Source organism: Hominimerdicola alba, assembly GCF_900112155.1.
GTDB lineage: Bacteria > Bacillota > Clostridia > Oscillospirales > Ruminococcaceae > Hominimerdicola > Hominimerdicola alba_D.
Map to the genome: position 1 here is coordinate 98,835 of NZ_FOKQ01000009.1, position 25,073 is coordinate 123,907.

The window sequence follows — 25,073 nt, forward strand, 5'->3', positions numbered from 1 at the left end:
AAATGGCAACAGCATTTATAACCGGTTCGGCAAGAGGTATCGGTGCGGCTATCGCGCTGAGACTTGCAAAGGACGGATTTGATATAGCTCTCAATGATATCAGCGAGGCTATGTTTGAGGACAACGACATAATGGAAAAGATAGCGGCTGAGGGCGTTAAGGTACAGAAGTTCATATGCGATGTATCAAACTACGCTCAGGCTGAGGAGACTGTAAAGGCTATCAAGGCTGAATTCGGGACCATAGATGTTCTGGTAAACAACGCAGGTATAACCCGTGATGGTCTGATGGCAAGAATGAGCGAGGAGCAGTACGATATGGTCGTTGCTGTAAACCAGAAGAGCGTATTCAATATGTCTAAGTTCGTGGGTAACGTGATGATGAGACAGAAGTCGGGCAGGATAATCAATCTGGCTTCCGTGGCAGGCGTTTACGGAAATCCCGGACAGATAAACTATTCGGCTACAAAGGCGGCTATCATCGGCATGACTAAGACTGTTGCCAAGGAGCTTGGTTCCCGCGGCATAACCTGCAATGCGGTAGCTCCCGGATTTATAAAGACACCTATGACAGACAAGCTGACTGATGACCAGAAGAATGCTATGCTCGGACAGATAGCTATGAAGCGTTTCGGCGAGGTTGAGGATATCGCAGGCGTGGTATCTTTCCTGGCTTCCAAGGATGCGGCTTATGTTACGGGTCAGGTCATCGAGATAAGCGGCGGCATAATGATGTAAGGACATATAGCGAGGAGTGTTTCAATTGAGCAGAAGAGTAGTTATAACGGGTATGGGTACTGTAAACCCTCTCGGCAAGAATGTAGATGAATTCTGGGAGAATATTAAGGCGAACAAGGTAGGTCTCAGCTATGTAGACCAGTTCGACGCTAGTGATTTTCCCGTTAAGATAGTTGGTGCGGTAAAGGATTTTGACCCATCGGCTTACATAGACAAGAAAGAAGCACGCAGAATGGACAGATTCACACAGTTCGCGCTGTATGCTTCAAAGCAGGCGCTGGAAAATGCGGGTTCCGACCTGAAGGATATTGATCCTTACCGTGTGGGCGTTATCATCGGCGTAGGCATCGGCGGACTTAACATGACCGAGGCTGAGGTAACAAAGTTCAACGAGAAGCCCGACAAGGTATCGGTATTCTTCATACCTATGATGATAGGCAATATGGCGGCAGGTACTGTTGCTATGAAGACAGGCTTCAAGGGTGACAACTACTGCACCACCACAGCCTGTGCATCTGCTACACACGCTATCGGTGAAGCTTTCCGCAAGATAAAGGACGGCTATCTGGATGCTTGCATCTGCGGCGGTTCCGAGGCTTGTATCTCACGTTTCGCACTGAGCGGTTTCAACAACATGAAGGCGCTTTCTCAGGCTACCGAGCTTGATAAGGCTTCAACACCTTTTGATGCCAACAGACAGGGCTTCGTTCTCGGCGAGGGCGCAGGTATGCTGGTGCTGGAGGAATATGAGCACGCAAAGGCAAGAGGTGCCAATATAATCGCGGAGATAGCTGGCTACGGCGCTTCGGGCGATGCTTACCACATGACAAGCCCCTCTCCCGAGGGTGATGCGGCGGCTCACGCAATGAAGATGGCATACACAGAAGCAGGTCTTGCTCCCGAGGACGTTTCTTACATCAACGCTCACGGCACTTCCACAGGTCTTAACGACAAGTACGAGACCAAGGCAGTAAAGCTGGCGCTGGGTGAGGATGCTGCAAGAAAGACTGTTATAAACTCTACAAAGTCCATGATAGGACATCTGCTGGGTGCGGCAGGCGGCGTTGAGGCTATAATCACAGCGCTGTCGGTAAAGAACGACTTCGTTCACAAGACAGTTGGCTACACCACACCAGACCCCGAGTGCGACCTTGATTATGTTACAGAGGGCAACCGCGAGATGACCGTGAAAGCAGCGCTTTCAAACTCGCTGGGCTTCGGCGGACACAACGCTACCATCTGCATAAAGAAATGCGATTGATTACAGGAGGAGAATTCACCTATGAGTGAAAAGATATACGGTCAGTTTGACCTTGAAACTATTGAAAAACTCGCTGATATAATAAATGCCAAGGAGCTTTCCGAGCTGACTATAACCGACGGCGACAAGACTATAACGATCAAGGGCAAGAGGAATATCCCTGCACCTGCCCCCATGCCGATGATGCCCCCCATGGGTATGCCTCCTGTGGGTGCGCCTGCACCGATGGGCGGTGAAGCTCCCGCTCCTGCTGCGGCAGTAAGCGGTACAAAGGTAACTGCACCTATCGTTGGTACATTCTATGCTGCACCTTCACCGGACAGCAAGCCTTTCGTAAAGGTTGGCGACAGGATAAAGAAGGGTGATGTGATATTCATTATCGAATCTATGAAGGTCATGAGCGAAGTGCCCAGCGAATTCGACGGCGTAGTAAAAGAGATCTGCGTAAACAACGGCGATGCTGTGGAATTCGGCCAGACTGTGATGATACTGGAGTAATGCAGGTTTCCTGAAAGGGACAGGCTTTGTGATAGTCGGAGGTGACGTTATGCATCAGAATGAACTTCACCCAAGGCGCAATTTCATGTTTTTCTGTTTCAGCGTACATATCGTGGGAGCTATGATCCCCATATTATTCGGCAAACTTGATACTGAGCTGCCCGGGGATCTGCCGCTGATCATTTATATACTCGGGGTGCCACTGATGCTGATGCCTGTAAGCTATCTGATACTCTATGATAGTTTCACGTGCGGAAACGACAGAGCGGTGGGCAAGCATTTCAAGGAGATAGGCATATGGCTGGCATTTGTTTTCCCCGTAAGCTATATAATTTATAACATTCTTGACTCTGTTTATGTATACGAGCTTACGGATCATACTTCTGTTGAAGAACCATATGTGATATATATCATAGTATGCTCACTGAGTTTTATTTTCGTGACACCACTTTTCAAGCTCGGACGAATGATAGCAATATCGGTCAAAAAGGCAAGTATGAAAGATATGTACGATTATTACACTGAAAACAGGAACACATATAACGGAGGATAATTGAATGGCAGTTCTTATGAGCAAAGAACTGATGTAAGTGGTGACAGGGAATGAAAAAATTTGCGATACTTCTTCTTTTCTCTGCGCTGGCAAATACGTTGGGTGAACTGATACTATATTGTTTTGTTATACAGATGCACGCTTCTATAAACGGGCTGTTTGTACATTGTCTGTTCGGCGTGATAGCAGGATTTATGATGTACAGTATCTTTTCACCGATCATAAAGCGTATGGATTATAAGAAACACAACGCCAAAGAGATATATGGCTCGTATATCGGCGGTCTCTTGATAGGTAGCTTTGCAGCGCGGACTATAAGCGAAAACTTTAAGATGAATTTATTCAGCAGTGATCACCATTATTTTGAGTATGAGTGGTTTTTTGCCTTGATCGATATGCTTATTGACGAAGCGTACGCATGGATGATACCATATGTATTTCATATAGGATATTTGGGCATAGCTGTCTTTCTGCTGGAAAGACTGATCAAAAACCTTGAATCGGACCGCGAAAAAGAAGCAGAGATCAGAAACAAAAAAGAAGTAAGAAATTTTACTGACGACCTTAAAAAGGCAAGTAAAGGAAAGCTCTCTATGCCTCACGGCACGATAAAAAAGGACGTGGTAAAACAGCCTTACGATTCTCTCGGCAGTATACCGTCTGTTTTCCAAGATGAGGCGCACCGCGGCAATAGAACACTACAGCCCTTCAAACAGAATATGGAGATCATAGATCTGAATACTCTTTTCGACAGCAGTGCTGTAAAACATAATACAACGGAGGAATAGATATGGCAGTTCTTATGAACAAAGAACAGATAATGGAAATTATCCCTCACCGCGATCCTTTCCTGCTCATCGATGAGATAAATGAGCTGGAGATCGGCAAGAGGGTAAAGGCTACAAAGTACATAAAGGCAGATGATTTCTGGTTCAAGGGTCATTTCCCCGAGTACCCTGTAACTCCCGGCGTGCTGATGGTAGAGATGTGCGCTCAGGCGGGTGCGGTGGCTCTGCTGGCACTTCCCGAGAACAAGGGCAAGATCGGATTCTTCGGCGGTATCAATGACTGCAAGTTCCGTCAGCAGGTAGTACCCGGAGATACGCTGGAGATCGAAGTTGAGATAATCAAGGTCAAGGGACCTATCGGCGTGGGCAAGGCGCTGGCTACCGTGGGTGGCAAGAAGGCTGTTTCATGTGAGATAACCTTTGCAATAAAGTAGATCAGGAGCAAGCTATGTTTAAAAAGATCCTAATTGCCAACCGCGGCGAGATTGCGGTGCGCGTTATTCGTGCTGCCCGCGAACTGGGCATAAAGACTGTTGCAGTCTATTCTACCGCGGATAAAAATGCTCTGCACGCTATGCTGGCTGACGAGGCTGTATGTATAGGCGGTCCCCAGAGCAAGGACAGCTATCTTAATGTACGGGCTATAATCTCCGCCTGCGAGATAACAGGGGCTGAGGCTATACACCCCGGCTTCGGATTTTTGTCCGAAAATGCGGCATTTGCACGTATGTGTGAAAAGTGCGGCATAGTATTCATCGGACCTCGTGCCACTTCCATCGAGATGCTGGGCGACAAGGCTCAGGCTAAGGAAACGATGAAAGAGAACGACGTTCCCGTAATAATGGGCAGTGACGGCGCGATATCAAATATCCATGCTGCAAAGACCCTTTCACGCGATTTGGGCTACCCCGTGCTTGTAAAAGCATCGGCTGGCGGCGGCGGACGCGGAATAAGAATAGTCCGCAGTGAGGAAGAACTTGAACCTCAGATGAAAGCCGCAAGGCAGGAAGCTCTTGCCTGCTTCGGAAATGACGAGGTATACATAGAGAAGTTCATCGAGAACCCCAAGCATATCGAGATACAGATACTGGCTGACGATTACGGCGATGTGATATATCTCGGCGAGAGAGACTGCTCGATGCAGAGAAGAAACCAGAAAGTGCTGGAAGAAGCGCCCTCACCTGCGCCTTTCATGACACAGGAGCTCCGCGAGAAGATGGGCAAGGCGGCTGTTACCGCGGCTAGAGTATGCGGTTACAGAAATGCGGGTACTATCGAATTTCTGGTGGACAAGGACGGCAATTTCTACTTTATGGAGATGAATACCCGTATACAGGTGGAGCACCCCATCACTGAGGCTGTTACAGGCATCGACCTTGTTAAGCAGCAGCTGCTGATTGCTTCGGGCGAAAGACTTTCCATCAAGCAGGAGGACGTAAAGCTCACAGGTCACGCTATCGAGTGCCGTATAAATGCCGAAGACCCCACCAAGGATTTCAGACCTTCCCCCGGAAAGATAAACTCCATGTTCATCCCCGGCGGATTTGGTGTGAGAGTGGATACAGCGGCATATGTGGGCTACGAGATACCGCCTTATTACGATTCTATGATAGGCAAGCTGATAGTCCACGGCAAGGACAGAGAAGAAGCTATCGCAAAGATGAACTGGGCTCTTGCAGAGTTCATAGTTGACGGTGTTTCCACCAACGTGGATTTCCAGCTGAAACTTATACGCCGCCCCGAATTCATCGCGGGCGATTATGACAACGGTTTTCTTAACCGCACAGACATCTTAGCCGATGAAAGAGGTGAAGGCTGATGCAGTTTGAGGACTTTTTCGCAGTTGTAAGAGAACGTCTCGGCAGTGACAAGGGCGAGGACAGTTCTTCAAGGAAAAAGACCGATATCCCCACAGGACTGCTTTTTAAGTGTCCCAGATGCAGGAACGTGACGTTTATTGAGGAATTCAATCAGAACGGCAAGGTATGCCCCAACTGCAATTATCATTCTAGGCTGACAGCCAAGGAAAGGCTGAAAATAACTGTTGACGACGGAAGCTTCCGTGAGTTTGACAGAAAGATGATATCGAAAAACCCGATAAACTTCCCTGGGTATGACAACAAGCAGAAGGAGCTCCGCGAAAAGACAGGGCTTACCGATGCTGTGCTTACGGGCAGGGCTAAGATACGCGGTGAGGACATAGTCATCATTGTTATGGATTCAAACTACATGATGGCTTCCATGGGCAGTGTTGTCGGCGAGAGGATAACCCGCGCCATTGAGTACGCTACTGCTCACAAGCTGCCTGTAATAGCTTTTACGGCTTCCGGCGGTGCAAGAATGCAGGAGGGTATAGTATCCCTTATGCAGATGGCTAAGACATCCGGCGCTGTGGCAAGGCACAATGAGGCAGGCGGGCTGTATATCTCCGTTATGACCGACCCCACCACAGGCGGTGTTACCGCAAGCTTTGCTTCGCTGGGCGATATCATAATCGCTGAGCCCAAGGTGCTTATCGGCTTTGCGGGCAGACGTGTCATTGAGGGCACTATCAAGCAGAAGCTCCCCGATGATTTCCAGTCGGCGGAATTCATGCTGGATAACGGCTTTGTTGATATGATAGTTGAACGCACCAAGATGAGGAGAGTTCTCGCTCATCTGATAAAGCTTCACAAAACTCCCGAGGTAAAGGAGGTCGCTGAAAATGAATGAACAGCTTTCGGCAAGCCGCAGGCTTGATATAATCAGGCACAAGGGCAGACCTACCGCCCTCGATTACATACCTATGATATTCGACGAGTTCTTTGAGATGCACGGCGACAGGCTGTGCGGCGATGACAGGGCTATAATCGGCGGTGTAGCTTCTTTCGGGGGCACACCTGTAACTGTCATAGCCGAGGTCAAGGGTCGCGACCTTGAAGAAAATCAGGAGTGCAACTTCGGTATGCCCCATCCCGAGGGATACCGCAAGGCTTTAAGGCTGGCACGTCAGGCTGAAAAATTCCACAGACCTGTTATATGCCTTGTTGACACTCCCGGTGCTTACCCCGGTGTTGAGGCTGAAAAGAGAGGTCAGGGCGAGGCTATAGCCCGCAACATAATGGAGTTCATGACCCTGAAGACCCCTGTTATATCCATAATACTGGGTGAAGGCGGTTCGGGCGGTGCATTGGCGCTGGCAGTATGCGATGAACTGGCTATGCTGGAGAACGCTTTGTACTCTGTAATATCCCCCAAGGGCTTTGCAAGTATCCTCTGGAAAGACGCTTCCCGCGAGCGTGAAGCCTGCGATATCATGAAGATAACTGCAGAGGATCTAGTAAGATTAAAGGTGTGCGATCACATCATTCCCGAGGCTGACGGAGGGGCTCACAATGACCCTACTCAGACCGCGGAAAACATTTCGGCTTTTATTTCAGAAAGTCTTCAAAATTTACAAAGAAAATTTCAAAAAGGGCTTGACGAAATGATAAATAGTCGCTATAATAAGTTTAGGGTTGTCGGAGACTTTGAAGAGTTTCCGCATTCTGATACGACGCAGGGCGAATGCTTTGCTGAGAATTCCAGTAATGTATAGAATGGAGGGAAATGAACATGGTATTTGACAAGATTCGTGAGATCATTGTTGAGCAGCTCGACGTTGACGAGGATAAGGTAACAACAGACGCTTCTATCACTGAAGATCTGGGTGCTGACTCTCTGGACGTTGTTGATCTGGTCATGAATATTGAAGAGAGCTTTGATCTTGAGATCCCCGATGAGGAAGTTGAGAACATCAAGACTGTTGGCGACATCGTTAAGTTCATCGAGGCTAAGACCGAGGAGTAATTTCCGGAATTTTAAAAGTCCGCATATGCGGGCTTTTTTATTTTGTCCGGATAGTATTGAATAATTTTAGCCCCGAAGTGGATTGCTGGTCGCTTCGGGGCGTTGTTAATTTACATCGGGTATTGTTGGGATGGATGATTGCTGTGGGTGGATAGTTTGTACGTATGCATACGGTCGCATCGTTTGGAATGTCAGCGCATACTTTGGGTATTCGCTTGTTTGCGAGTTTTCGCCCCTCGTTCCTCGGGGCGAGAAATCAACGAGCTATCGCCGTTGATTTCGGGCGCGGCAATAATTTACGCTAATAGAAAGAGCGTGGACGTTTGATTGTCCACGCTCATATTGTTGTTATTGCCGCGCCTTATTTGGGGCGTGAGTTTGTTGTGCTATTTATTGCGTTGTTGCCGCATCGCTTTGGCGCCTTGACCGAGAGGCTCTGCCTCTCGAGCTCTCCGCAAGCCTTTCGCGAAAGGCTTGATCCAAAGCTCCCCTCCTTGGCAGTTTGCGCAAGATCGTGTTTAGTCCTCAGACTTTTCTTTTTCCTTAGCTTTCTTTGACTTATTCTTTGCGGCTTTTTCTTCCTCTTTCTTGATCTCCGTCGCCATTGTCATAAGGTCGGGGAGTTTTTCACGGGTTATGGTGAGATCGTTGTTATACATGGTGATAAGGTCTTTTTCGGTGTTGAATTCTTCCGAAAGTCCGCCTTCCTCGTTTACCATACAGCTTCCGCCCCATTGTCCGATATACGCCCACATAGCGTGTTCATCGGCAAGATTTTGTATAAGTGGCATACGATCGCATTCGCTCATAGCTATTGGCTTGCCGCCGGCTACGTTCTGAAGATATAGCAGTGCATTCACCTGACCGCTCTTATCGCTGCCGTATACGTCCGCTGAGAGGACATCGCAGTAATCTCCGCCAACGTACCAGTTGACGTTCTGCGCCGACCATACCCATACCAGATTATGCAGACCGTGGTAGCCTGTCATGCGGGCGTACATCGTCTGCCAGAGCCATATATAGGAATCTGCATCCTTGCCCCACCAGTACATACCGTTTGAAGCTTCCTGCAAGGGTCGCCACAGCACTGGCACGCCGTCGTCACGGAGTTTTATCAGCTGTTCGGATACCTTATCTATATCGTTGATTATTTTGAGACATTCATCTGAGATAGTGCCTTCCTCAGCCATTTCTGCCAGGGTATCGGGGTCAAGCAGGGCTATGCTTTCGTCAGTGACTGCCTTGGTTATATCGAATTTTGCATTCTCGGCATATACGCTTTCGCTGTCATCGGGCTTGTTAGGGGAAGTCCAGTTCCACATATATCCCACAAGACCGCCGTCCTTGTGCCATGTGAGGGCTTCTGATATCTCTGCGGCGGACTGATCGGCGTACTTGGTGCTGGTGACGTACATCATGTCACCAAGGCGGATAGCGGGGTATTTGCCTGTAACGCTATGTATCAGTTCGCTTTCGTAATTTGTGCCTGCGGTATCATTCTGGGCGAGGAGCACTCTTGTGCCGTAGTTATTGCAGATAAGTCTGTACAGAGCCTTTGCGTTGTACTCGGCTTCCTTATCTGAAAGCACAGCCCCTGTGGCATTTAGGCTCAGTTTGCTTATCTCGTCGCTGGCGATGACCTTTACTTGGTCGATATCGACTAAACCTGTCTCGGGTATGAACGCCACCTTGTGCTTGCCTTTTTTCAGCTTGACGTTCTTGAAGGAGATGTTCTCGAATCTGCCCTCGTTGTCCTCGTTTACAACGGTGAATTCGCTGTACTTGCTGCCGTCAAGGCTGAATCCGCCGCTTGCAGCTTCGTCGGAGCCCACTGTCAGTACTATATTATAGAACTGGTCTGTGGGGACATCAAATTCAAGCTCCCAGTCGCCTTCCTGAGAAATGCCCGAAACATAGCCGCTGCCCTCATAGCCCTTGCGCTTTGAAGCTTCTGCGGCAGTACCGCTCAGTTTGCCTTTTTCCGCCTGATAGGTCTTTTCGGACTTCTTGTATTTAAGCTCCGCCGCCTTTATCTTGACTTCCTTGAAGCTTTTGACTTCATCTTTGGTCTCTTCCTCTTCAGGCACTGGGGTGACTACCTCTTCCTCGGTGGTCTCCTCATCTGTGATATCCTCGTCCGCCGTCAGCAGGTCAAGGTCCGCGGTGACGTCCTTGTTATCCTGAATCTCGTTGCCGCACGCCGCTAAGCAGCCTGACATCAGCACTGCCGCGATAACGGCTGATAAAAATCTCATCTTCATTTTACTGTTTACTTTCCTCTCTTGCTACATTCAGATATCGGGCAGCCATCCGCTGTCCTCATCCCAGGTCAGGTCCATATCATCAAGGTTTACGTGCCATCGGCAGCCCTGAAGATATCTTGTCAGCTCTGTCAGACATTCGAGCCAGTAACATAGTATATCATAAACGATGTCGCTGCCTGCGGGCAGGGCTGTTGAGCCTTGCAGCACTGTATCCTCTGAGCTGAAATTTCCTTCATACAGGCAAAAATCCTCGTACTTTTCCTCAAAGGGATACTGTGTGCAGTATCTGTCAACTATCGCACTGACCTCTGCCTTTTCTTCATCGTTCAGCCCGTGGTCTCTTCTGGCCTCGTAATATATCGACACCGACATCGTCATTCACCTCTTTTATATTTTTATCCGAACACTATCTCAAAACTTCTGTCCGCCTTTGTACTTACAACAATGCAGTCATCGCAGTATTCAAAGTCTGCGCTGACGGACAAAGGTTTGCAGCCCTCGGGGAGGACTATGGTGCATTTGCCGTCCTGTATCGGGGTCACGGTGCATCTGGTGGGACGGGAGTTCTGCCATTCGCAGTCCACCGTATATCCGCCCCTTGCGCGAAGTCCCCTGAAACAGCCGTTTTTCCAGTCGGGGCTGAGTGCGGGAAGAAGCTGTATCTCGCCGTTATGGCTTTGCAGAAGCGCTTCGGTAATACCAGCCGCCGCACCGAAATTTCCGTCTATCTGGAAAGGCGGGTGCATATCGAACAGGTTGTCCGAAGTTGAATTCGCCAGCAGAGCCGCGATATTCTTCTTGACCTTTTCGCCGTCGCGGAGTCTGGCCCAGTGGTTGATTATCCATGCCCTTGACCAGCCTGTGTGTCCGCCGCCGTGGGAAAGCCTGCGCACGATGGTCGCCCTTGCGGCTTTTGCAAGTTCGGGGGTATGTCTTACGGATATGATATCCGCAGGATACAGGGCGTAAAGCTGGCTGATATGCCTATGCCCCGGCTCGGCTTCATCGTAGTCTACCGCCCATTCCATTATCTGCCCGTACTTGCCTATCTCGGGCTTGGGAAGTTTATCCCGCATTTTGCACAGCATTTCACCGAAATCTTTGTCTGTATCAAGAATTTTACCCGCTTCGATAACTGCGGTGAAAAGCTGACAGATTATCTGGCTGTCCATTGATGGACCTATACATACCGAGCCTTTAGCGCCGCTTGCGGTGATATAGGTGTTTTCGGGAGATACCGAGGGCGCGGTGACAAGTCTGCCGCTGCCGTCGTCTATCAGGAAATCCACAAAGAACTTTGCGGCTTCTTTCATGGTATCGTATTTCTGTGCAAGGAAGTCCTTATCCCGCGTGAAAAGCCAGTGCTCCCATATATGTGTACACAGCCATGCGGCTCCTGTCACCCACTGAGTACCTGGTATCCAGCGGTCTTGTGGTGCAGTATCGCCCCAGATATCGGTGTTGTGGTGGCAGACGAATCCGTCGCAGCCGTACATCTCGCGGGCGGTTTCCCTGCCATGGGGCCGCATACGCTCGATATGGTCGAACAGGGGCATATGAAGTTCCCCGAGACCGCAGGGTTCAGCGCACCAGTAATTCATTTCGGTGTTGATATTCACCGTGAACTTGCTGCCCCATGCAGGCCACATATCCTTGTTCCATATACCTTGCAGGTTCAGTGGGAGCGTGCCCTCGCGGCTGCCCGATATCATCAGGTATCTGCCGAAATCGAAATACAGCGTAATTAGACCGTTATCCACCTTGCCTGCCTTTACAGCGGCAAGCCTTTCATCGGTAGGCAGAGTGCTGTCGGCAGTATCTTCAAAGGACACTGAAGCTCTGTCAAAGAAACTTCGGTAATCCTCGGTGTGTTCTTTCAGAAGTTCATCGAATGTCTTTTCTGCAGCGGTGATAACATCAAGCTCGGCTGCCTTTTTGTAGTCGGTCACACGGAAATTGGTCTGTGCGCCGAGTAGTATTGTCACGCGGTCGCAATCCTCGGTGACGATACTGTTGCCCCATCTGCGGACTGTGCCGCCATCGCCTTTAACACGTACATAAGCGGCAAAACGTATGCCGTCCTCAGAACCACTTCCGCCGTAATAGAGGATATCCGTGTCGTTCACAGGGGTGTTGTCATCGAAATAGTCATCCCGCCCGTCTATGCCGACTTTTACCGATACAGAGGCAGGCTTGTCGGCTTCGATGCACACCGCCATGACCTGCGCAGGTTCTGAGCATATAACGCGCCTTGTGAAATTCGTGCCGTTTAGGGAATAGCGTGTCTCGCAGACAGCATTTTCGAGGTCGAGGGAGCGGCTGATGTATTCACAGGTGCCCTCTTTATAATGGTATATAGTGAGGTCGCCAAGGGGCATATAGTGCCGCTGGCTTTCGGGTGTGCCGCAGAAAGCTTCGTCAACTATCTTTTCGGCTTCTGCTATCCTGTCTTCACGGAGAAGCTGTCTCACCTTTTCGAGATTCGGGAGAGCGGAGGCGTTATCGCGCTTGCGGTATCCTCCCGACCATATTGAGTCCTCGTTGAGCTGTATAGTCTCGCAAACAGGCTTGCCGAAGCACATACCGCCTATCCTGCCGTTGCCCACAGGCAGAGCAACATTCCAGTCCTCTGCGGGGGTCTTGAACCATATCTTTTTGTTGACCATAAGCTCACCGCCATTCCTTTGAAAAGACATATATATAAATATTATAGCATATCCGAGAACAAAAGTAAAGTCACGCGGGAGAATTTCTCTTCCTTGCATGGTGGCAGAGCCTTATCAGGCTTTGTTAAGAGGGCTATCGGGTTACTGAAATGTCATTGAAGTGCGGTTGTATATTATTACAAAAGGGGTGTCAAAATGCCGCCTTTTTACCGCGGAAAAGATGGTAAAAAATCGGCTCGTAAAAGGTCGAAAATGCTGATTTTTCGGGCATTTTTTCTTTTAAATAATAGTTAAAATATATAATCAAGTACAAGAAATATCCGAAAATACGGCGATTTTGTTGTGCATAGCCTACAAAATTTCAGGTTAATCATAGCTTTGAAGTGTTTACAAAATGGAAAACCGATGTAACCTTATTGTAATCTTTGGTGAAATGTGTTATTATAGTCATCGTGAACAAAAGAGAGAGATTAATAACCACAGATAAATGAGAAAGGATTATAATATGACTAAACTGAAGATCGCAGCTGTTATCGTTTGTATGGTAGCCACAGGAGCTTTCGCAGGATTTACATATCAGGCGGCAAACAATAATGGCAGCGCAGATGAAAATGTAACTGTTAAGACATTCTCCGAGCTGACCACAGATGACGAGGATACCACCGACGGCGAGACTACCTCCGATGAGACTGTGACCGATGAAGAGACTACTTCTGATGAAACAACAGCTGAGGAAGATATCACTGTTGTGACAACAGCAGTTACCACTAAGAAGGCTGAAAAGAAGACCGAGAAGACTTCCAAGAAAACTACCAAGACCTCTGCTGAAGAGAAGAAGGTAGAAAAGAAGGCAGCATCTGCACCCGCAGTTACTACAGTTCCCGTTGTTGAGGAAGTTCCCGAGACAGTTACTGAGCAGTATTACGAAGAGCCCGTTTACGAGGAAACTCCCGTATATGAGGAGCCCGAGTACGTTGAGAGCGAGCCTGTTTATGAGGAACTGCCCGCTGAAGAGACTTCTTCTGAAGAGCCTGCACCCGCTGAGGAAACTCAGGAAGAGGAGCAGCAGGACAACGGCAGAAAGATACAGGTAACAGATGAAGAATACATCTGGCTGTGCAATGTTGTTGGTCATGAGTACGGTGCTAACTGGATAAGCGAGTACGAAAAGGCTAAGGTCGTTGAGGTAGTTATGAACCGCGTTAACGACCCCAGATTCCCTAACACAATATGGGGCGTACTTACTCAGCCCTACCAGTTCTCTGGTCTTGAGTGGACACTTTACCTTGGTACTTATTCCTATCAGGTAACACCCAGCGTTATGGCAGCTGTTGATATGTACCTTGAACACCCCGAGGATTTCAACCACGGTTATCTCGGTTTCTGGGGCGACGGCAGCATGAACCATTTCTATTCTATATAAGATATAATTAGGTATAAATTTCCTGTTCTATATAAATTAAGAGAGACTGCTTCGGCAGTCTCTTTTTTATGCATAAAAATGCACTTCTGTCAATGTGGTGACAGAAGTGCTTTGCCTTTTCTTATTTGTATCAGCGGTAGCTGCCGTGCTGTTCTTTGAATCTCTTTTTATCCTCGTACATCGCCTGATCGGCGCGTTTGAACACAAGCTCAAATGTGTTGTCGTCAGAGGCGTAATCCGCTATGCCGACAGCGGCAGAATAGCGCAGCCAGGGGTCCGGGTCTTCATTTTCATAGGATTTGTTCAGGGAGGCTTTAAGTCCTTCCACAAGGCTTTGCCTGTTTTCAAGGTCTTGTCCCTGCAGTATCGCCACGAATTCATCGCCGCCAATGCGGTAAACAGGGGAGTGCTTGAAAGTCTCGCATATCAGGTGGCAGCAGCCTTTGATGTACATATCTCCCGCCTTGTGACCGTATACATCGTTTATCCTCTTCAGGTCGTTCATATCCACCATAACGATGGCAAAATCACACTGACCGTCAAGTATAGCCTCGTTGATCTCTTTGACTTTCTTGTTGTAAGCGGCCTTGCTGCCTACACCTGTGAGAGTATCACGGTAAGCTTCCTCGCTTATCTGACCTATCTGGGCATCCTTTGTCCTGATATCGTCTTCGGCCTGGCTGAGATTGTGCATATATTTCAGGTTGTTCTTCATGAATGCTATGAACAGCTGATATATTACCTCAATTTCATCGCCGGTATGGATATTGAGATTTTCCATGATCTTGATGTTTTCCTGATGATCGGATTCTTTTTCGTAGGAGAACTTATCAGTAGCAGTCTTCATACGGTCTATGGGACCTGTGATATTCTTACGCATATACCATATATCAAGTATGGCGATGAGTATCATGATGACAACAAGGGCAATAAACAGACCCAGCACAAAGAGTATATCCTGCTTGTGAAGATCTTCCATTGAAAAATCCACGCATACATGGCAGCAGTACTCGCCTTTGCTGTTGAAAACTGGGCGCATATAGGTAAGCATATATCCGTCTTCGGTATCACCTGTCAGTACGGGTATCTCCCTGCCTGCACAGAGGTCGTCCATGTACTCCATCACAGCGGGGTCAGGATCGTACAGCGTTCCCGGCGGGTCGGCATCAAGGCTGTAATCGCTGTCGAGATCGAATATTACCTCGCCGCCCTCGGGTATGAAGTGATATACATACATATACATCACATCGGGGTAGTTCTCTTTCAGCCGTATGAGGTCTTCGCGTATATCGTTGTATTCTTCAAGCTCAAAATTCTTTTCAAGGTACAGAGGTATCTTATCCGCATCAAAGGTATTCGCCATAAGCTGTGTGGCGCTTTTTCCCATGGCAGTATATTCTTCGACTGTTCGTCTTTCAAACCTGAAGTAGACAAGTACTATGACTGTAATGATTATCAGAAGAAAGCTGGTGATGATCAGGAATGGTAATCGGATAGAAACCGAAAGACGTGTTTTAGTAAGTTTTGATGAGGTAGTTTCGGTATTTCTCATAGCAGATCACCTTCTTACATTTGTACAGCGTTACTAAAGAAAATATAAACAGGAAGAATATGCCAATAATTTGTTGTGTATACTTTATTATATCATATATTATCCAAAAAATCAATATAGATAGGAAAAATTTTCGAGAGGAATCACATTAATAATGCAAAATGGTGCAGAATGGTGATATTTTAATTCCGTTACTGTGGACTTTCGTGTAAAATTATAGCTTTGTACTATTTTTTTATGTTTTATTCGATTGACATTTTCAAATAAGATGATATAATGGAAAAAAGTAACTTTTATTGAAAGGAGAGATGCTATGGATAAGGAATATTTTGACAGCTCTGCCGCTAAGATAAAATATACGCCTTTTGGCATATTTGTAGATCAGGCGGGATATACTCCCGAACGCAGAAAGATAGCTGTGATGCCCTTTGAAACCGAGGATTTTACGGTGTGTGACGCGAATGGCGATACCGTATTCTCAGGCAAGACCGCATATTTCGGCTATGATGAGGATTCGGGGGATACTGTGCGTACTGCTGATTTTTCCGAACTTAAAGCCGAGGGCAGCTACCGTGTACACGCGGGTGGCAGGACTTCTGCGCTTTTCCGCATAGGCGGCGATGTTTATGACAAGCTGTTATATGATACATCCAAAGCCTATTATTATCTGCGATGCGGATGCGAACTTGAACCAGAATATGCGGGCGCATACCATCACAAGCCATGCCATTGTTCGGCAGCATCTTTGTATGAAGATAGCAGTATCTCGCTTGATGTTTCGGGCGGCTGGCATGATGCGGGAGATTATGGCAGATACGTTACTGCGGGGGCAGTGGCGGCGGCACATCTGCTTTATGCTTATAAGCTTTTCCCCGATGTTTTTGACAATCTGAAGTTGGATATCCCCGATGGCGGTATGCCCGATATCCTCACCGAGATACGCTATGAACTTGAATGGCTGTTGAAAATGCAGCGTGAGGACGGCGGGGTCTATCACAAGGTCACCACCATGCAGCACGCGCCTTTCATCATGCCCGAGGAGGATACCGCCCCGCTGGTGGTATTCCCTGTGTCATCAATGGCTGTGGCTGACTTTTTGGCTGTTACAGCGCTGGCAAGCGGTATCTACAAAAACTTCGACAAAAGCTTTGCGGAAGTTCTGTGCAAAGCGGCGAAAAAGTCTGCTGACTGGCTGGAAGCAAATCCTGAGTTTATCGGCTTTAAAAATCCCGATGGCTGCAATACGGGCGGATACTATGAGCGTGATGATAACTCTAACAGGTACTGGGCTTATGCTGAGCTGTACGCGCTGACGGGCGATACATTATATAAAGACAAGATGCTGGCACAGATGGCGAAGAATTTCCCGCTGACAGAATTTGGCTACGGTGAAGTTGGCGGACTGGGCTCGCTGGCTTATATATTGGCAGAGCAGGGAAGTTCGGACGAAACTGCGGATAAACTGAAAAAGGCTTTTGCCGACCATGCCGAGAAGCTTAAAAAGCTTTCGGATAAATGCGGCTACGGTCTGGCGCTTGACCGCATGGGCTATCACTGGGGCAGCAATATGACCGTTATGAAGAACGGCATGGTGTTCGCGGTGAATAATCTGCTGAACGGTGATGACGCTTCAAAGGAATATGCTGCAAATCAGCTTGATTATCTCATGGGCAAAAACGCCCTGGGCATCAGCTATGTATCGGGTGCCGGAGAATTCCGTGTGAATGAACTGCATCTGCGCCCCGCCTTTGCTGACGGCATAGATGAATGTATACCCGGCATGGTATCGGGAGGACCGAACAAGGGGCTCAACGACCCCTTTGCACAGGCGGCTATTCCATTGGATACTCCGCCGATGAAATGCTTTGCAGACCTTCCTGCAAGTTACTCGCTAAACGAGATAACCATATACTGGAACTCACCTGCGGTGTTTGTGCTGGCATTTTTGAAATAAGATAAAATACTCAGCCGTGCAGGTCGTTGTGACTTGTGCGGCTTGATTTTTTAGCGGAGATCTGCCCTTGCAAAAGCCGGAGGAGAACCGAGCGGTATGGTCACGGTATCACAGTATTGTGAGAATAGTGCGTATTCCATAAAGTTCAAAGTTCCCGACCTTGAAAATTGTTTCTTCGTCTGATTGAAAAATGCCCTATGATATGTTATAATACATAACGAAATTTCAATATCAAAACAGATAAGATAAAAGGAGAAACAAAATGAAGCTGAAAAGATCACTTCTCGTCATTACGACTTTTGCGCTTATGCTGACATCATGCGGAATATTCGCTGAAAATGATGAGGATATCAAAACAACAAGGAAAGCGACTTCTGTGACCAGTAACCGTGATGGCAGGCTTTTTAAAATCTCTGATGATGATGACCCTGCCGAGGAAGATGCTTCACCACAGAAAAAGATGCCCGCTTACCCCGACCTTGCACCCATACCCAGTATACCCGATATCGCAGCAGGTTCTCCTGATGACGGTTCATACCCTGTCGCAGGCGGCGAATCGGGCTACTATGATGAATACGGGCACTACCATTACAGTGCCGATGAACTTTATAATGAAATGTATAACGCCTGCATGGAATACCGTGACGTGATCTATCTTGACGGTGTTTTCGAGGACGCTGATTTTCAAAATGCATTTAATAAGGTGTTTCTTATGAATCCCGACGTGTTTTGGGTAAATAATATCAGATATCAGACATTTGAGGATTGGACTGCAAAGCTGGATTTCGATATATATGACGGCATTGACCTCAGCAAAGTCTATGCTATGCATGAGGAAGTTATCAATAAGGCAGACGAGATAGCCGCCATGGCAAAGAAGATGCCCACAGACTATGAGAGAATAAAGTTCGTACATGACTACATAATCGAACACACCGAATATGACGAAAAGGTGATAGATACCTATAAAAATTACGCGTATGGCTGTCTTATAAACGGCAAAACAGCCTGCCACGGTTATTCAAAGGCATTTCAGCTTGTTACGAATAGAATGGGATACACCAGCGGGTTAATACGGGGTTTTGCGGATAGTAAACATTCATGGAACTATATTTGGTTTGGTGATGACTATTACTGGTTAGACCTGACGTGGGATGACCCCATCGAAGGCGAATATGCCATGGTGAACCACAATTATTTTATGTGTTCGGATGATACGATGTTAAAAAACAGAACTATCAACGATTACAATGCTTTTATACCGGTCTGTGATCACGATACATACGAATATGAAAAAATGAATGGACTTTACCTTGACAGCTACGATTTTGATATGATCGACTCCCTGATGTATGCCTGCAAAGACGGTCATATAGATCTGCGTTTTGCAAATAAAGAAGCATATGAAGACGCTTATACAGCTTTATATAAAAATGGAGATATATACAAGACCAGTGTTTTCAGCAGACGCACAAATACCTATTTTTCATGGTTCGATGACGACTGGTGCATATCCATCGATTGGTGGGAAGAATAAAAAATGTCCTCCGCTGATTCAGCGGGGGACATTTTTGCCATTATGGCTATCTTTCAGCATATTATATTCACCATATCACTGATGTATCTCAGCCGATACCGAATCAAATTCTTCTGTGATCTCCTTTTCGGGGGCTGATGTTACCAGCGACACGATAACTATAGCGATAACAGCTGTCAGGAATGCGGGGAGGAGTTCGTAAATGGCGAAAATGCCGCCGAGATTAGCTATAACGAACTTCCACAGGAATACCATTACGCCGCCTGCTATCATTCCTGCTATAGCACCCTGTTTGTTGGAACGCTTCCAGAAAAGTGCTGCCAGCATAACGGGACCGAATGTTGCGCCAAAGCCTGCCCATGCAAAGGATACCACACGGAATACCGAGCTGTCCAGCCGGCTTCGGCACATCCGCTGAGGTAGGCAACTCCGGGAAGACCCATAAGCAGCCAGCTGCTCATATCCGATGCTTCGGCACTCATCGCAGTAACAAAGGGTCCCAGCTTTCTGCCGCCTAGGTAGAAATCGCTTACGTTATTGTTTTTCTTCGAGAAAATAACACCTATCACGATCATCATGACCAGATATGCCACGATCGTTATCGGTATTACCATAAAAGTGGTTGGCATATAAATACTTTATATATAGATTTGTGTATATCACCTATACATTATACTATATCTATTGATATATGTCAACTATCTGCATTGAAGTTAAGACTATGATAAAATGAAATATCTGCTTTTTAATGTATATAAAAAATTTAACCTATAAATATATTAAAAAATTAAACTTGACAAAAAGCAACACTTATGTTATAATATTTAACAATGATATGTGCGCAGTTCGGCGGTTAATGGTAAAAATTGGTGTAAAGTGCCATAAACGCGCGAACTCGGCAGTTGGTGTGCTGCTGACCGACACTATATCAGAACAGAAAGATCAGTTTGATACAGAATGATCGTTTCTGTAAGGTGATGTTATACTAAAGTATTACTAAATCAGATTGGAGGAATTTGAAATGTCAAAACCAAAAATGATAGGGAAGAAATTCTTATCAGTACTGTCATCAACAGCGATGGCAGCGTCATGTCTGGCTCTTGTTCCTGCAGCTCCTGCGCTTACTGTTGAAGCGGCTGATACAAGCAGCTACATTTTCTATGATACTTTTGAGAGCGGAACAGATAACTGGTCTGCAAGAGGCAGCTGTACAGCAGCTACAAGCACATCCGCAAAGTATATGGGCTCCAGATCGCTGAATCTTTCCGGAAGAAGCGCTGCATGGAACGGCGGACAGAAATCGCTCAGTTCAAGCACTTTCGTACCAGGCAACAGCTACGCTTTCAGCGCCTGCTTCACAAACATTACGGGTTCTGACCCTACCGAGTTCAAGCTCACACTTCAGTATAACCTGAACGGCACTGCAAACTATGACAAGATCGCTCAGGCGGCAGCAAACCGTGGCGAGTTCGTTCAGCTTTATAATGCAAATTATACTATCCCATCAGGTGCAGAAGACCTGGTACTCGTAGTTGAGACCACAGAGGAGACCTGCGATTTCTATGTTGATGAGATCATTGCTGCCCCCGCAGGCACAAAGATCGACGGACCCAAGTCTAATGCAGTTATCCCAAGAGGTGTAAGAAGAGGTGATATTGACCTTGACGGCAGGATCACAGTGTTTGACCTTATCGAACTCAAGAGAGGTATGAGCAGAGGTATCGACAACGAAACTGCAAAGAAGAATGCTGATATCGACCAGAGCGGCGCTGTCGATGATAAGGACGTAAGCGCACTCGAATCCTTTATCAAGGGTGAGATAACAGAATTCCCTGTGGCTGAACCAGAGAAGAAGCCCTACAATTACAACGGATATCTTCAGTATAAAGAAGCTCCCGGCTACTATTTCAGACAGCCTTCAAATCACGGTACGGTTGTAAAGGAATACTACAACGGCATAAACGGCAACAACGTGATGAACGTTTATCTGCCTTACGGCTATGACAAGTCCAAGAAGTACAATGTATTCTATCTGATGCACGGCGGCGGAGAAAATGAGAACACCTGCTTCAACGATACTTCCATCGAGATCGACCTTATGCTGGATAACATGATCGCAAACGGCGATATCGAGCCCATGATCGTTGTAACTCCTAACTTCAACAAGGCTCCCAGCGCTGATGGCGTATGGGACGAGATGCGCAGAAGCATCATACCTTATGTTGAAGGCAAGTATTCTACCTACGCAAACGGCAATACCAGCATCGACAGCCTGAGAGCTTCCAGATATCACCGTGCATACGGCGGATTCTCAATGGGCGGCGGTTCAACATGGGCAAACTTCAATAACAACCTGGATATCATCGCATACTTCATGCCTCTGTCCGGACACTGCTGGGACGGTGCAGGAAAAGTACTGAGTGCGGCAAGAAATTCAGGCTTCAAGAAGAATGAGTATTTTGTTCTTGCAGCAACAGGTACCAAGGATATCGCATACGGCAACATGGTACCCATGATAAACGAACTCAAGAAGAACACAGATGTATTTACTTACACAAGTGACTTCTCAAAGGGTAATCTGTACTTCCTTGAAGCTCCCAACAATACTCACTGGTGGGGTTATGTAAGACATTACATTTATGATGCACTGCCTTACTTCTTCCACGAAGGACAGTAAAAGTTCCACGCTCCATCGGAAACGTAAAATTATAAAGAGACCTCCTGTGGTTTGATAGAAACCATAGGAGGTTTTTTGTCTGTATAATACGGAGAAAAGAGAAATCATCAAGTGCCCCATGCTCTGAGACATTTTAAATAACAGCAAAAAGCGCTCACAAAAAATATACCTGCGGTTGCTTTCCGTATCATAAACTCTTTTTTAGTTATGGAATTGACATAATAACTAATTTATGATATAATGAATTGGATTATAAATTTAAAGTTTAATCTGTTTTTTAATCAATTAGAAATTCCAACCCCATAAATCAAACCAATACTGCATTTTAAAGCCTCCTTTTTTGTAGTTTTTTAGTTTTGTTGTTTCTTTTGTTTCGATGGTCTTATTATAATATATTTTTTACAGTTACGATATATTTTTGGAGTAAATGGTATAAAATCAGGAGTAAAATGCATTGATCTATACTATGTGTGGATCTTATATGTAAATATATGTGTTTAAAGAGAGGAGAACCATATGAAGATCGCGATTTGTGATGACCAGATGGTAATACACACCGAGCTGAAAAAACATCTGGAGAATTACGCAAAGAAAAGAAATCTTATAATGATCTACAATGATTTTACCAACGGACTTGACCTTATCGGCAGTCAGAATGAGTATGACATTATTTTTATGGATTATCAGATGGCGGAGATAGATGGTCTTGAGACTGCCAGGCAGATCAGAAAGAAGAATACCGAGACTGCCATTATATTCCTGACCAGCTTTCCTGATATTGTATTTGATACCTTTGAAGTTAATGCATACAGGTTTTTAGTAAAGCCGATAGATGATGATAAGCTGGCATCTGCACTTGATTCATATCTTGCAGAAAATGACGAATCGAACTTCATTCTCATAAAGACCGATGAAGAAAATAAAAAACTGAATATCAATGATATCATTTATATAGAAGCAGCCGATAAATATTGCAATATCAGGACAAATGAGGGTACTGTACTATATAAGAAGACCTTATCTGAAGTTGAAACTATGCTTCCCGAGGATAAATTCTTCCGCTGTCACAGGACATATCTTGTGGGATTCCGCCATATCGTTTCACATACCTCAACAGATATCCTTTTTGATAATAAGGAAAGAGCATTGATAAGCAGATTGAAGCTCACTCCGTTTAAAAAAGCTTTCACAGGCTATATCAAGAGGTATAATTTCAAAAAGGAGAGCTGAAAATGACGATAATATCTTATTTAGTGCTGCTTGTAAATATCTTAGAACAACTTATTTTTGTTAAGCTTGCAAGAACAGTATGTGATTTCAAATCATCACGGATCAGATATCTTGGTTATTTTCTGCTGATACTCACATTGCTTCCTGTGCCTATAATCATGACCAAACCTGATTTCTGTTCCCGAGAATTAGCTATGCTTTTACAATGCATTTATTTCTTTGGACGTTTAGTGGCATACGGCGTATTATTCGAGGAATTCAGCCTGAGAGTACTGTATATTTACTTGCTTTCACAATGGCCGCCGCAGATATATATGAATCTTTGCATTCCATTTATAAAAAAACTAGAGGTTTGTAATCTTGTGGCATTTTCCGCTGATGTAATTATCCTGGCTTTGATATTCATTTATATAAAAAGAAAAAATATCGAGATCATGCTTCGGCAGATCGTCAAATCGTTACCAAGAAAGCTTTACATAAGCATACTTTTACTTTTATTTATAGCAGCAATATTTGTCATGGGAGAAAACCAACCCGATCATGAGCTGTTTTATAAAAGATATATACTGCCATCTATGATAGGCTTGATAGTTTTTGTATTTTCAATAATAAAGATAAGCATATCCGAGGCTGAAAAAAGGACAACGATAGATATGCTTTCAAAACAGGTTGAAAACGAAATAAAGTACTATGAAAAGATAAACACCATTTACGGCGAATTCAGAAGCTTCCGTCATGATTTTAAAAATCACATAATCTGCCTGAGAAGCCTTATAGATGCAAAAGAAAATGATAAAGCCGTAGAGTATATCGATGATATAGAATCACTTTCATCTGTTGAGAAAAAGCAGTACAATACAGGTAATATTATCATTGACGCACTTATGAATGATAAAAACGACAAAGCCGCAACGGTGAACACTAAATTAATGTTTTCGGGAATGGTACCGACCACCGGTATAAGCAATGTCGACCTGTGTATAATAATGGCAAATGCCATAGACAATGCCATTGAAGCCTGCGGCAAGGACACTTCTGAAAAGCCTAAGGAGATAAATGTAAAGGCGGACTTTAAGCAGGGATATTTTTTCTTTAATATCACCAATCCTATCTTTGAGACGGTGGAAATAAAAAGCAACAAGACCATAGCGACCTCAAAGAGCGATAAGGATCACCATGGTTTCGGTGTAGCGAATATACTTCATGTTGTCCAGAAATATGACGGTGAAGCAGATCTGTCTGCGGATGACAAGCAGTTTACACTTGACCTTAATCTGATGCTGAGATCGGAATAGATTTATATTAAACGTCATTGAAATTGCTGGTTTGAGAACTTTCTAATGTCGTTAACTATAAATACCGTTCACTCTAAATAAAATACCGTTCACTCCGTGACAGTAGACAGTATCCTATATTTAGTGATACAATATCTACAGATGAAATGTAATGAGATGATTTGTAATAAAGGCATATCTCTTTATATTTCAAATAGATACAGGCGGGGTGAAACAATTGCAATATATACCACATTTAAATATCTACGCTGAAAACCTGATAACCTATTCTGCAAACATAAAAAAGGCGGATATACTGAAAGTGATACAGCACATCCATGATAATCTTTCGGCGCTGGGGCTTTCGGCTACAGGCAGATTTATATTTACGTTCAAGGATAACAATATCTCCGATGAAACACAGTCGGCTGAAATATACATACCCGTAAAGGGTGAGATAAAGCCTTCGGAAAATTACGGTTCAAAGCTTATCTTCCGTTTGATAAATGCAGTCATGACAAGGCATGAGGGCAGTATCGCGGATATTTCCAGAACGGAAACAGCCCTGAAGGACTATATAAAGAAAAATAATTTTGAACCCATAACAAACGCCTATTATGTAGTTATAAGAAACGGCGATAGCTTCGGTTCGGATTGTGTTTTTGAAGTATATATAGGTACTAACTATAATTCTCTGTAAGATGAAAATAAAAAAGAGGCTGTTGCAACCGCAGCACCCTCTAACCATATCCGAACATCAGAGTAAAAAAACATATTAACTGGTGAAATAAGCTGTTTCAGAGCGCACACCCCCAAGCCCTCTTCAAAAAA

General features: G+C 45.6%; 22 protein-coding genes and 1 pseudogene. 17 read left to right on the forward strand and 6 right to left on the reverse strand.

Annotation, left to right across the window (positions count from 1 at the left end; genetic code table 11):
- Positions 1–2: 2 nt before the first annotated feature.
- Genes fabG through acpP form a run of 10 tightly spaced genes read left to right on the forward strand, consistent with a single transcriptional unit; the run spans position 3 to position 7,665 of the window.
- Entirely contained in the window at positions 3–737 is a 735-nt protein-coding gene (fabG, locus tag BM265_RS07010; RefSeq protein WP_074960835.1) for a 3-oxoacyl-[acyl-carrier-protein] reductase, read from the forward strand.
- Positions 738–762: 25 nt separating this feature from the next.
- A complete protein-coding gene (fabF, locus tag BM265_RS07015) occupies positions 763–1,998 on the forward strand; it encodes a beta-ketoacyl-ACP synthase II (protein ID WP_074960836.1) in 1,236 nt (411 codons plus the stop codon).
- A 21-nt stretch (positions 1,999–2,019) separates the two neighbouring features.
- Positions 2,020–2,496, forward strand: a complete 477-nt coding sequence (gene accB / locus BM265_RS07020) for an acetyl-CoA carboxylase biotin carboxyl carrier protein (protein WP_074960837.1) — start codon at positions 2,020–2,022, stop codon at positions 2,494–2,496.
- A gap of 49 nt (positions 2,497–2,545) precedes the next feature.
- Complete coding sequence (locus tag BM265_RS07025) at positions 2,546–3,049, forward strand: hypothetical protein (RefSeq protein WP_074960838.1); 504 nt, start codon at positions 2,546–2,548, stop codon at positions 3,047–3,049.
- A 50-nt stretch (positions 3,050–3,099) separates the two neighbouring features.
- A complete protein-coding gene (locus BM265_RS07030) occupies positions 3,100–3,837 on the forward strand; it encodes a hypothetical protein (protein ID WP_074960839.1) in 738 nt (245 codons plus the stop codon).
- Positions 3,838–3,839: 2 nt separating this feature from the next.
- Positions 3,840–4,271, forward strand: coding sequence for a 3-hydroxyacyl-ACP dehydratase FabZ (fabZ, locus tag BM265_RS07035; RefSeq protein ID WP_024858031.1), 432 nt, complete (start codon positions 3,840–3,842; stop codon positions 4,269–4,271).
- Positions 4,272–4,285: 14 nt separating this feature from the next.
- A complete protein-coding gene (locus tag BM265_RS07040; protein ID WP_074830862.1) occupies positions 4,286–5,656 on the forward strand; it encodes an acetyl-CoA carboxylase biotin carboxylase subunit in 1,371 nt (456 codons plus the stop codon).
- Complete coding sequence (accD, locus tag BM265_RS07045; protein ID WP_074960840.1) at positions 5,656–6,549, forward strand: acetyl-CoA carboxylase, carboxyltransferase subunit beta; 894 nt, start codon at positions 5,656–5,658, stop codon at positions 6,547–6,549. Before BM265_RS07040 ends, accD begins: the two co-directional genes overlap by 1 nt.
- Positions 6,542–7,414, forward strand: a complete 873-nt coding sequence (locus BM265_RS07050; RefSeq protein ID WP_074960841.1) for an acetyl-CoA carboxylase carboxyltransferase subunit alpha — start codon at positions 6,542–6,544, stop codon at positions 7,412–7,414. Before accD ends, BM265_RS07050 begins: the two co-directional genes overlap by 8 nt.
- Positions 7,415–7,431: 17 nt before the next feature.
- Complete coding sequence (gene acpP, locus BM265_RS07055; RefSeq protein WP_013499722.1) at positions 7,432–7,665, forward strand: acyl carrier protein; 234 nt, start codon at positions 7,432–7,434, stop codon at positions 7,663–7,665.
- A 518-nt stretch (positions 7,666–8,183) separates the two neighbouring features.
- Here the strand turns inward: acpP and BM265_RS07060 are convergent.
- The 3 genes from BM265_RS07060 to BM265_RS07070 are packed head-to-tail and all read right to left on the reverse strand — an operon-like array spanning position 8,184 to position 12,595.
- On the reverse strand, positions 8,184–9,920 hold the full coding sequence (locus BM265_RS07060) for a glycosyl hydrolase (RefSeq protein WP_242940792.1): 1,737 nt from the start codon (positions 9,918–9,920) through the stop codon (positions 8,184–8,186).
- A 36-nt stretch (positions 9,921–9,956) separates the two neighbouring features.
- Entirely contained in the window at positions 9,957–10,301 is a 345-nt protein-coding gene (locus tag BM265_RS07065) for a hypothetical protein (protein WP_074960843.1), read from the reverse strand.
- Positions 10,302–10,324: 23 nt separating this feature from the next.
- The gene (locus BM265_RS07070) at positions 10,325–12,595 is read right to left on the reverse strand and encodes a glycoside hydrolase family 95 protein (RefSeq protein WP_074960844.1); all 2,271 of its coding nucleotides are present in this window, start codon (positions 12,593–12,595) and stop codon (positions 10,325–10,327) included.
- A gap of 487 nt (positions 12,596–13,082) precedes the next feature.
- Here BM265_RS07070 and BM265_RS07075 point away from each other — a divergent pair, with 487 nt between their 5' ends.
- Positions 13,083–14,018 carry a cell wall hydrolase gene (locus tag BM265_RS07075; RefSeq protein WP_242940793.1) on the forward strand — a complete coding sequence of 312 codons (936 nt, stop codon included), beginning with the start codon at positions 13,083–13,085 and terminating at the stop codon, positions 14,016–14,018.
- Positions 14,019–14,148: 130 nt separating this feature from the next.
- On the opposite strand, the gene BM265_RS07080 is transcribed toward BM265_RS07075, so the two are convergent.
- The gene (locus BM265_RS07080) at positions 14,149–15,570 is read right to left on the reverse strand and encodes a sensor domain-containing diguanylate cyclase (protein ID WP_074960845.1); all 1,422 of its coding nucleotides are present in this window, start codon (positions 15,568–15,570) and stop codon (positions 14,149–14,151) included.
- 313 nt (positions 15,571–15,883) lie between these two features.
- Here BM265_RS07080 and BM265_RS07085 point away from each other — a divergent pair, with 313 nt between their 5' ends.
- Together BM265_RS07085 and BM265_RS07090 are read left to right on the forward strand one after the other, a co-directional pair.
- Positions 15,884–17,524, forward strand: a complete 1,641-nt coding sequence (locus BM265_RS07085; RefSeq protein WP_074960846.1) for a glycoside hydrolase family 9 protein — start codon at positions 15,884–15,886, stop codon at positions 17,522–17,524.
- A 262-nt stretch (positions 17,525–17,786) separates the two neighbouring features.
- A complete protein-coding gene (locus BM265_RS07090) occupies positions 17,787–19,061 on the forward strand; it encodes a transglutaminase domain-containing protein (protein WP_074960847.1) in 1,275 nt (424 codons plus the stop codon).
- A 75-nt stretch (positions 19,062–19,136) separates the two neighbouring features.
- Here BM265_RS07090 and BM265_RS20575 read toward each other — a convergent pair.
- Both BM265_RS20575 and BM265_RS20580 read right to left on the reverse strand, forming a co-directional pair.
- Positions 19,137–19,454 (reverse strand): annotated as a pseudogene (locus tag BM265_RS20575) (sodium:solute symporter family transporter); the annotation flags it as partial.
- Positions 19,340–19,690, reverse strand: a complete 351-nt coding sequence (locus BM265_RS20580) for a sodium:solute symporter family transporter (protein WP_074960849.1) — start codon at positions 19,688–19,690, stop codon at positions 19,340–19,342. The pseudogene BM265_RS20575 and the gene BM265_RS20580, both read right to left, overlap by 115 nt.
- Before the next feature lie 392 nt (positions 19,691–20,082).
- On the opposite strand from BM265_RS20580, the gene BM265_RS07105 reads away from it, so the two are divergent.
- The 4 genes from BM265_RS07105 (at position 20,083) to BM265_RS07120 (ending at position 24,942) form a co-directional block, all read left to right on the forward strand.
- Positions 20,083–21,738 carry a carbohydrate binding domain-containing protein gene (locus tag BM265_RS07105; RefSeq protein ID WP_074960850.1) on the forward strand — a complete coding sequence of 552 codons (1,656 nt, stop codon included), beginning with the start codon at positions 20,083–20,085 and terminating at the stop codon, positions 21,736–21,738.
- 516 nt (positions 21,739–22,254) lie between these two features.
- On the forward strand, positions 22,255–22,968 hold the full coding sequence (locus BM265_RS07110; RefSeq protein WP_074960851.1) for a LytR/AlgR family response regulator transcription factor: 714 nt from the start codon (positions 22,255–22,257) through the stop codon (positions 22,966–22,968).
- A 518-nt stretch (positions 22,969–23,486) separates the two neighbouring features.
- Complete coding sequence (locus BM265_RS20585) at positions 23,487–24,263, forward strand: sensor histidine kinase (RefSeq protein WP_242940795.1); 777 nt, start codon at positions 23,487–23,489, stop codon at positions 24,261–24,263.
- A gap of 208 nt (positions 24,264–24,471) precedes the next feature.
- Positions 24,472–24,942, forward strand: a complete 471-nt coding sequence (locus BM265_RS07120) for a DUF5085 family protein (RefSeq protein WP_242940796.1) — start codon at positions 24,472–24,474, stop codon at positions 24,940–24,942.
- Positions 24,943–25,073: the final 131 nt, after the last annotated feature.

Coding starts and splice junctions, on each gene's coding strand:
- fabG (WP_074960835.1), top strand. CDS start 3: ATGGCAACAGCATTTATAACCGGTTCGGCAAGAGGTATCGGTGCGGCT.
- accB (WP_074960837.1), top strand. CDS start 2,020: ATGAGTGAAAAGATATACGGTCAGTTTGACCTTGAAACTATTGAAAAA.
- BM265_RS07025 (WP_074960838.1), top strand. CDS start 2,546: ATGCATCAGAATGAACTTCACCCAAGGCGCAATTTCATGTTTTTCTGT.
- BM265_RS07030 (WP_074960839.1), top strand. CDS start 3,100: ATGAAAAAATTTGCGATACTTCTTCTTTTCTCTGCGCTGGCAAATACG.
- fabZ (WP_024858031.1), top strand. CDS start 3,840: ATGGCAGTTCTTATGAACAAAGAACAGATAATGGAAATTATCCCTCAC.
- BM265_RS07040 (WP_074830862.1), top strand. CDS start 4,286: ATGTTTAAAAAGATCCTAATTGCCAACCGCGGCGAGATTGCGGTGCGC.
- accD (WP_074960840.1), top strand. CDS start 5,656: ATGCAGTTTGAGGACTTTTTCGCAGTTGTAAGAGAACGTCTCGGCAGT.
- BM265_RS07050 (WP_074960841.1), top strand. CDS start 6,542: ATGAATGAACAGCTTTCGGCAAGCCGCAGGCTTGATATAATCAGGCAC.
- acpP (WP_013499722.1), top strand. CDS start 7,432: ATGGTATTTGACAAGATTCGTGAGATCATTGTTGAGCAGCTCGACGTT.
- BM265_RS07060 (WP_242940792.1), bottom strand. CDS start 9,920: ATGAGATTTTTATCAGCCGTTATCGCGGCAGTGCTGATGTCAGGCTGC.
- BM265_RS07065 (WP_074960843.1), bottom strand. CDS start 10,301: ATGTCGGTGTCGATATATTACGAGGCCAGAAGAGACCACGGGCTGAAC.
- BM265_RS07070 (WP_074960844.1), bottom strand. CDS start 12,595: ATGGTCAACAAAAAGATATGGTTCAAGACCCCCGCAGAGGACTGGAAT.
- BM265_RS07075 (WP_242940793.1), top strand. CDS start 13,083: ATGAGAAAGGATTATAATATGACTAAACTGAAGATCGCAGCTGTTATC.
- BM265_RS07080 (WP_074960845.1), bottom strand. CDS start 15,570: ATGAGAAATACCGAAACTACCTCATCAAAACTTACTAAAACACGTCTT.
- BM265_RS07085 (WP_074960846.1), top strand. CDS start 15,884: ATGGATAAGGAATATTTTGACAGCTCTGCCGCTAAGATAAAATATACG.
- BM265_RS07090 (WP_074960847.1), top strand. CDS start 17,787: ATGAAGCTGAAAAGATCACTTCTCGTCATTACGACTTTTGCGCTTATG.
- BM265_RS20580 (WP_074960849.1), bottom strand. CDS start 19,690: ATGCCAACCACTTTTATGGTAATACCGATAACGATCGTGGCATATCTG.
- BM265_RS07105 (WP_074960850.1), top strand. CDS start 20,083: ATGTCAAAACCAAAAATGATAGGGAAGAAATTCTTATCAGTACTGTCA.
- BM265_RS07110 (WP_074960851.1), top strand. CDS start 22,255: ATGAAGATCGCGATTTGTGATGACCAGATGGTAATACACACCGAGCTG.
- BM265_RS20585 (WP_242940795.1), top strand. CDS start 23,487: ATGGGAGAAAACCAACCCGATCATGAGCTGTTTTATAAAAGATATATA.